The following is a 6,576-nucleotide window of genomic DNA, read 5'->3' as shown; positions in this document are numbered from 1 at the left end:
ACCATGTCACAAATACCTGCCGCGGGGTGGAGCAGCCCGGTAGCTCGTCAGGCTCATAACCTGAAGGCCGCAGGTTCAAATCCTGCCCCCGCAACCAATTCTGTCATAAATCAATCGCCATCTGGGTCTAACGACCCCGGTGGCGTTTTGCGTTTACGGGTCCGAATTCAAACAGTGTGCGCCATCGGCAACAAGGTGCCGATTTTGCTCACAACTGGCTCTGGCGCACCCCATCCGCCATGAGCCTCAGCCCGGAAAATCTGCCAGCCGGGCGGTCCAAATTCGGGGAGCACCTCAACGGTATTGCGGATGTCGAATCCGCCCCCGGGGCTTCGCCATCGTCCAATCCGCGCAACCTCGTGTCGAGACGGTTCAACATCTGGCGCAGCTCCTTGCTAGGCAGCTTGCTCCCACGATTGTCCCTGCTAGGAAGCCTCCGAACTCAGCGTCGAAAACCGCCCTTTGAGCCACTTCAAACCGCTACCCAAGTGCTTTCGCCCCAACACCAGGGCCAGGAGAGCCACAACCAGATAAGAAATCGCGCTCGTACCGGGGATCGGCCCCGGAATCTGCACCATAGTCACATCGTCTACGCGCAACGGGGCAGTCAGCAATCCAGGCAAATTCGTAAAGACAAGATTTGTTAGGCCAGCAGGTAGATTAACCGTCAGTGTATAAAGATTGTAGCCGCCTAAACCCAATATCGTTACATTGTAAGTTCCGAGGTATGTCTGTCCGCCGAGTTGAACACTGAAATTCAGGGTACCCAGCGAAAGCGAAATCTGCGGTGCCAGATAAAAACTCAATCGGTAAGTGCCGGCCGTCGGAATGGTGATAGTTTGTGAAATTGTGCCGCCACCGAGAGCAAGCGAACCGAAATTGCTTCCTCCATGCGCCGGAACCAATAGGGTTCCCGCTGTTCGCGCGGATCCTCCACCGTACGTCCAACCGGAGTTGCTCGTCTCAAAACCGCCATTGGTGATGAGTTGAGCACGGGCTTGCACGAGCGAAACCAGCGAAAAAAAGAGGACGAACACCAGGAGCGGTACTCCCCGTGCCCTGCGCGGATCATGCATCTCGCTCTCCAGGCTCGGTCTGTACATTCGTTCTGAGGAGCAGACTAGACCAACCTAGCTCAGGCTACAACCGGCAGCATTCCGCAAATTATCTTCCGCGCAAGCGCTCAAAGAGATAGTTTACTTTTAGATATAATTTTGAAAAGATTCCAAGTTAAAGGCCATAACACCATATATTATTGAAAATAACTTACTATAATGAAAATTATTAATTCTGTATATTTTTCATATATGCATACTGTCGCTGAATCAGGTAACTACACATTGGCTTATTGTCAGAAGGAAGCGGCGTGCGCAAATTTCGTCGAGCTGTGCGAGGCTCCCGACAACTGACCGCACTAAGAGAGGTAAGTAGCTTCTTCAGAAAATTTCACTCAATTTTGAGCAAATAATATAGAATATATGCAGAAATTTTTGCTATATTTTACAATTATTTTCTATTTTATAACTATATATTTCTAACACATGATTAATTATCTACCAAAAATTAAGATTTATAGCTAAAGTGTCATCCTTTGAAGATCATTAAATTTTTGAACGTTACAAATTTTGGAATTAAATATCAAAATAACCACGAAAATACCGAATATTTTTAATAAATATTGTTCGGAGTCCCGGGTGCCGCTCGTGGACCTCAATTTAGCCTAGTGGGGCCTAAGACGGCCGGGTTTTTCGGAAGGGCGCATTGCCCTCCTCCTCATCCTTCCAAGCTCGATGCAGACTTTTGGGAAGCATGTTATGTCGCTATCGGCAGCGGCAACTTCTTGGTGCGGCCGCCATCCACGACAAAGACCTGCCCCGTCGCGAATGTGCTCTCATCGGAGGCGAGCCATACTGCCAGATTGCCGATGTCGCGCGGCTCTCCTAGGCGACCTGCCGGATGCATGGCCAGCAGTTCGCGTCGGATCCGCGAGCTGTCGGGCATGCTTTCCAGATAGATCTCGCTGAGGTCCGAATTGATCCAGCCCGGTGCGATCGCGTTGCAGCGGATGCCATCCCGTCCGTGATCCACCGCGACCGCAGCGGTGAAGCCATGAATACCCGCCTTGGAAGCAGAGTAGGCCGGGTGGCCCGGATTGGAGCCGATCCCCTCGATCGAACCGATATTGATCAGGCTCCCGCCGCCGCGAGACCGCATCAGGGGCACGGCCCTCTTGGTGAGAAGGAAGGGGGCCTTGAGATTGACTGTCATCATCTGATCCCAGTCTTCCTCGGACATCTCCTCGACCGTCTTCTCGAACATGATGCCGGCATTGTTCACCAGGATGTCGAGACCGCCGAAGCGCTCGGCGGCTCGATCGACGGCACTCGCAAGCTCATCGGGACGGGTGAGATCGGCTTGGATGAAGACCGTCTGCTCGTTCAGGATGGAGGCGGGCGGGGCATTTCGTTGCACGATCGCAATCCGAGCCCCTTCCTCGGCAAAGCGCTGGGTGATGCCCAGCCCGATGCCCCGTCCGCCCCCGGTGATGACCGCAATCTTGCCTTCAAGTCTCTTCGACATAGAACTTCTCTCAATATACGGGCTTGGCGCCATTGACCTCGACGGCGGTGCCCGCGATGTAACGGGCCGCATCCGACGACAGGAAATAGACCACCTCAGCGATGTCCTCGGGCTCGGCGATACGGCCGAGGGGGACGCTGCGATTGAGCTCATCAATGGCCGTGTCGGGATCGAAGCCGCGCTTGATGAAGCCGGTGCGCAGCATCGGGGTGTTCACTTCGTTGGGACATACCGCATTGATCCGGATGCCGTCGGGGGCATGGTCGCGCCCCAGGCATTTCGTCAGCGTGGCAACTGCGCCCTTGCTGGTGCAATAGGCGGGATGGCCGGGGCCGGGATAGAGACCCCAGCAGGACGCGATGTTGACGATGGCACCACCGCCTGCCGCCTTCATGTGCCCGATCGCCCTGCGGCAGGTATAGAAGACCGCCGTGAGGTTGACGTCGAAGGTCCTGATCCAGTCGTCGTCCGAGGTCTCGAGGATGTTGCCGCGGGTGATGATGCCGGCATTGTTCACCAGGACGTCGATCCGCCCGGTCTTGGCGAGCGCCGCATCGACGAGATCTTCGCAATAGGCCTTGGTTCGAAGATCCCCTGGCACCACCCAGGCTATTTCGCTGCCGGCGTTGAGTTCAGCACAGAACGAGGCGAGTTGATCGGCGTCGGCATCGCCAAGAACCACCCGAAAGCCATTCCCGATGAACTTGCGGGCAATCGTACGCCCGATGCCGCCGGCCGCGCCGGTTATCACTGCAGTCTTGATGGTGTCCTCAGTCATTCCCATGTCCGTGAACGATGTGCCTGGAATTGAGACAGATTTCCCTCAAATCGAGCTGGTTGCCAGTGCCTTGAAGCTGCAAAAGTCTCATGTCTTGGTTGAGTTCTCCGCGCCCCGCATAGTTTGTCGGAACCTCCGTCATGGACGGGCGAACGGGGCACGGCCTGGCCGTACCGCCGCAATGAGTCCTGTGCCGAAAAGGTCGTCTCAGGCGGTTGGATCGACCTTCTGGCTGATGCGCTTGGAGAAACGGTCGATGACGATCGCCAGGACCACCACGGCCAGGCCCGCCTCCACCCCCTTGCCGACCTGAAGCCGGGAGATGGAGCGGATGATCTCGTCGCCCAGTCCGCCCGCGCCGATCATCGAAGCGATGATGACCATCGACAGGGACATCATGATGCATTGATTGACGCCGGCCATGATCGATCGGAAGGCCTGCGGCAGCTTGATCAGGAACAGGATGGTCATGCGGCCCGCGCCGAAGGCCTCCCCCGCCTCCACCATTTCGCTTTCCACCATCCTGAGGCCATGCGCCGTGAGACGCGTCGGCAGCGGAATCGCGAAGAAGATCGTGGCGATCACACCGGGAACCGTACCGACCCCGAAGAAGAACACCGCGGGGACGAGCAATACGAAAGGGGGCATGGTCTGCATGAAGTCGAGAACCGGTTCGACGACCGCATTGACCTTCTTGGACTCGGCGATGAGCATGCCGAGGGGAATGCCGATCAGCAGAGCGATGAAGGCGGCGGTCAGCACGAGGGAAAGGGTCAGCATCGCCGCCGCCCAGAGGTTCATGGCAAGGATGAAGGCGAGGCCCACCCCGCCGAGAATGGCGAGCGTGATCCGCCCAAGCAGAATGCCGCCAACGACCGCGACGGCGATGATGATCCAGGCCGGCACGATGGTGAGCGCCGTGGCCAGAGGGCCGTTGATGCCGTTGATGATCGAGCCGATGAAGTCGAAGATGAAGCTGTAATTCGTCGAAAGATAGGTGGTGAAATCGTCGATCGACGTGGCGATCGAGTCGGCGAATTCCGAGAAATCCATCACGCGTCTCCTTGTTCATGCGCCCGGGCGCGATGGTCAGACTGCTCGCTGCATGGCCTCTGCCATGCCTTTCCCGCCCGACGTGCCGGCGACGGCAGCGGATTGGGGCTTCCTGTTGGGAGGCGAGATATTGGCCGCCAGCGCTTTGAGCAGGGATGCGCCGGTCACCAGGCCGGCAAAGCTGCCATCGTTCCGCACAACAGCGAGGGGCCCCGAATTCGACGAGAGCCGATCGAGGTAGGGCGCGATGAGGTCATCAGCGCCGACCTTGACGACATCCTGCTTCTTCCATTCGGCGGCCTGGAAGCCCGCATCCGCCTCCATGACCTGGCCGGCGGTGAGCACCTTGAAGACGTCGATCCCCTTGACGAAGTTGCGCACATAGTCGTTGGCGGGCGACAGCACGATGTCCATCGGCGATCCCTCCTGCACGACTTCGCCCTTCAGGAGAATGGCGATGCGGTCGCCCAGCGTCGCGGCCTCGTTGGGATCATGCGTGACGAAGACGATCGTCTTGTTGAGCGTGGCCTGGAGGCGGAGCAGTTCTTGCTGCATCTCCTCGCGGATGAGCGGATCGAGGGCGCTGAAGGGTTCGTCCATGAGCAGGATGGGCGTGTCCATCACCAGCGCACGGGCGAGGCCGACACGCTGGCGCATGCCGCCGCTCAAACTCGAGGGCTTGCGGTTGTCGAGATCCTTGAGGCCGACCAGTTCCAGCGCCTTGGACGCCTTGGCCCGCCGCTCCTTCCGCGGCATGCCCGCAATGCGCAGCCCGAAGGCCACGTTGTCGACGACGGACATGTGGGGGAGCAGCGCGAAATGCTGGAACACCATGCCTATCGAGTTCGAGCGGATCTGCCGGAGCTCTTTCTTGCCGGCGCCGGTGATCTCGCGCCCGCCGATGAGAATGCGGCCGCCAGTCGGATCGACGAGCCGGTTGATGCACCGCAGGAGCGTAGACTTGCCGCTGCCCGAGAGCCCCATGATCACGCAGATCTTGCCCGGCTCGATCGAGAGATTGATGTTCCTGAGCGCCACGAAATGCCCTGGCGCGCCGGTGGCGCTCGGGTCGTCCCTCAGTGTATCCAGCGCCGTCTGCGGGCTATGGCCGTAAAGCTTGTAGAGTCCCTTGATTTCGATGGCCGGTTTGCTGGCGTCCATCCAACCCCTCCCTCGGCAAATGGGATGGCGTTCAGGAACGAAGAGATCCGCTCCCGAACGTCGTGGCGAAGTGAGAAGCGGGACTCAGGCGAGCCACTGCTCGATGAGGCCTTTGCCCTTGTTGTCGTCGATCCACTTGGCAGCGGCTTCCTCGGGCTTCATTCCCTTGTCGATCCAGCTCATCACGAGCGCTTCCTGATCGTTGGGAATGTGGAATTTCTGGAGGAATGCGTGCGCCTTCGGGAAGTTGTCCTTGAAGTCCTTGCGCACGGCGTGGAAGCAGTAGAACGGCTCTTCCATCATCGTCGCCTTGGGATCCTTGAGATAGCGCATCTTGTATTGGGTCCACATCGGCAGCGGCTCCCACGTGGTGACGACGATCCAGTCCTTGCGGCCGATGGCCCGGCCAAAGGCGGCTTCCATGGCCGCTTCGCTGCCCGCCACGAGCTTGAGCTTGAGGTCATAGGCCTTCACGGTCTTGTCGGCCGACTGCATCAGGCCCGAGCCCGCATCGATGCCGATGATGCTACCGCCGAACTTGTCGGCGTGGGTATTCAGTTCCTCGATCGAGTTGATCTCGACATAGTCGGGCACCGCCAGGCCCTGCGTCATCGGCCCTTCTGAAATGCCCAGAATCTCGATCGCGCCGGCGACCTTCTTCACATAGTCCGCCTGGCCGCCCTTGTAGTCGCCCTTCAGCGGGCCCGTGCCCTGCATGTAGGAATTCGAGAAGGCATCCACCTTGCCGGACTGGAGCGAGGCGTAGATGACGCCTGGATCGGCTTGCAGCGGCTGGACCTTGTAGCCAAAATTGTCCTCGATCAGCTTCTTTCCTATAAAGGTAATCGCGAGGGCATCGGACCAATTCGCGTAAGCATAGACCAGCGGACGCGAGGCATCGGCAAGAGCTGTTGTTGAAAACCCTGCCGCCACCAAGGCCGCATTACCACCCAAATGTAGAAATTGTCGCCGTGAAGCCTCGAAGCTCGGCATCTTCGACATCG

Annotated in this window: 6 protein-coding genes and 1 tRNA gene; 1 reads left to right on the top strand and 6 read right to left on the bottom strand. The window is 58.3% G+C overall.

Features of this window, described 5'->3' with window-relative positions; translation table 11 throughout:
* Positions 1-20: 20 nt before the first annotated feature.
* A tRNA-Met gene (locus BA190_RS06770) sits at positions 21-97 on the top strand.
* Between the two features lie 328 nt (positions 98-425).
* On the opposite strand, the gene BA190_RS35740 is transcribed toward BA190_RS06770, so the two are convergent.
* The 6 genes from BA190_RS35740 to BA190_RS06740 form a co-directional block, all read right to left on the bottom strand.
* Positions 426-1,076, bottom strand: coding sequence for a hypothetical protein (locus BA190_RS35740; protein ID WP_156771390.1), 651 nt, complete (start codon positions 1,074-1,076; stop codon positions 426-428).
* A gap of 736 nt (positions 1,077-1,812) precedes the next feature.
* A complete protein-coding gene (locus BA190_RS06760; protein ID WP_068284525.1) occupies positions 1,813-2,580 on the bottom strand; it encodes an SDR family NAD(P)-dependent oxidoreductase in 768 nt (255 codons plus the stop codon).
* Positions 2,581-2,590: 10 nt separating this feature from the next.
* The gene (locus tag BA190_RS06755; protein ID WP_068284539.1) at positions 2,591-3,358 is read right to left on the bottom strand and encodes an SDR family NAD(P)-dependent oxidoreductase; all 768 of its coding nucleotides are present in this window, start codon (positions 3,356-3,358) and stop codon (positions 2,591-2,593) included.
* 207 nt (positions 3,359-3,565) lie between these two features.
* Positions 3,566-4,411, bottom strand: coding sequence for a proline/glycine betaine ABC transporter permease (locus tag BA190_RS06750; protein ID WP_068284522.1), 846 nt, complete (start codon positions 4,409-4,411; stop codon positions 3,566-3,568).
* Between the two features lie 36 nt (positions 4,412-4,447).
* Positions 4,448-5,572 (bottom strand): glycine betaine/L-proline ABC transporter ATP-binding protein, encoded by a 1,125-nt coding sequence (locus BA190_RS06745; RefSeq protein ID WP_068284520.1) that lies wholly within the window; start codon positions 5,570-5,572, stop codon positions 4,448-4,450.
* Between the two features lie 84 nt (positions 5,573-5,656).
* Positions 5,657-6,574 carry a glycine betaine ABC transporter substrate-binding protein gene (locus tag BA190_RS06740; protein WP_068284517.1) on the bottom strand — a complete coding sequence of 306 codons (918 nt, stop codon included), beginning with the start codon at positions 6,572-6,574 and terminating at the stop codon, positions 5,657-5,659.
* Positions 6,575-6,576: the final 2 nt, after the last annotated feature.

It is taken from the genome of Labrys sp. WJW, from assembly GCF_001676615.1.
Taxonomy (GTDB): domain Bacteria; phylum Pseudomonadota; class Alphaproteobacteria; order Rhizobiales; family Labraceae; genus Labrys; species Labrys sedimenti.
The sequence above is the reverse complement of the archived record's forward strand: the minus strand, read 5'-3'. Positions and strand labels throughout refer to the sequence as shown.